This window comes from Streptomyces sp. NPDC033165 (assembly GCF_055577965.1).
In genome coordinates, this window is record NZ_JBVIPK010000040.1 from 1 (window position 1) to 1,167 (window position 1,167).

Here is a 1,167-nt window from a genome sequence, read left to right on the forward strand (position 1 = left end):
TACTGAGGTTGAACTGGTGATGTCGTAGGGGCTGACGACTTCTCGCCGGTGCGGTATCACCGGGGTATGCGGTATCCACAAGGGGGCGGGCTGACCGCCGAACGGCAGCAGTTCCGCGCGGAGTTACGCCTCAAGGCGGCCGAGAGGTTCGCCCGGGGCGAGGCGAGCTCGGTGATCGCCAAGAACCTGCGGGTCAGCGTCCGCTCCGTGCAGCGATGGCGGCGGATGTGGGACGAGGGCGGTCCGCGGGCTCTGCGGTCACAGGGCCCGGCATCGTTGCCGAGGCTGAGCGAGAAGCAGTTCGCCCAACTGGAGGCGGAGCTGGCCAAGGGGCCGGCCGCGCACGGCTGGGAAGACCAGCGCTGGACCCTGAGCCGCGTGAAGACGGTGATCGGCCGGCGCTTCCACCTGACCTACACGATCCAGGGCGTGCGCAAGCTCCTGGTGCGCAACGGCTGGTCCTGCCAGGTCCCGGCCCGACGCGCGATGGAGCGGGACGACGAGGCTGTGGCCGGTTGGGTCAAGGAGGTGTGGCCCTGCGCGGAAGACTCGCGGCGGTGAGTGGAGCCTGGCTCGTCTTCGAGGACGAAGCCGGATTCTCCATGACGCCGCCGCAAGCGAAGACCTGGTCACAGCGCGGCCGGACCCCGGTGGTGCGGGTGCGGGGCCGTTCCCGCAGACGGATATCGATCGCCGCGCTGACCTGCTACAAACCCGGCCACAGGTCGCGGCTGATCTACCGGCCACGCCGGGACGACGGCCGCCGCGACGGGCGCAAAAGCTTCTCCTGGCGCGACTACCGGGATCTGCTGATCGCCGCCCATCAGCAACTGGGTGGCCCGATCGTCCTGGTCTGGGACAACCTCAACGTCCACAAGGCCGCCGGCCTGCGGGAGTTCGCCGCCTCCCGGGACTGGCTGACCATCTACTACCTGCCGCCCTACGCACCCGACCTCAACCCCGTCGAAGGGATCTGGTCCCTCCTGCGGCGGGGCTGGCTCTCCAACGTCGCCTTTTCCACCCCCGAACACCTCGTCCAGCGCATCCGACACGGCCTACGCCACATCCAGTACCGCAGCCACCTCATAGACGGCTGCCTCGCCGAGACCGGCCTGACCATCAGACCCACCTGAGCAACCATGTGACATCACGAGTTCAACCTCAGTA

General features: G+C 68.3%; 1 protein-coding gene. It reads left to right on the forward strand.

Going from position 1 to position 1,167, the window contains the following annotated elements; genetic code table 11:
* Window positions 1-66 precede the first annotated feature (66 nt).
* A protein-coding gene (locus tag ACZ5WC_RS33170; protein ID WP_468544295.1) for an IS630 family transposase occupies window positions 67-1,133 on the forward strand; the annotation gives its coding sequence in 2 pieces (ribosomal slippage) (window positions 67-510 and window positions 513-1,133; 1,065 coding nt in all).
* Window positions 1,134-1,167 lie beyond the last annotated feature (34 nt).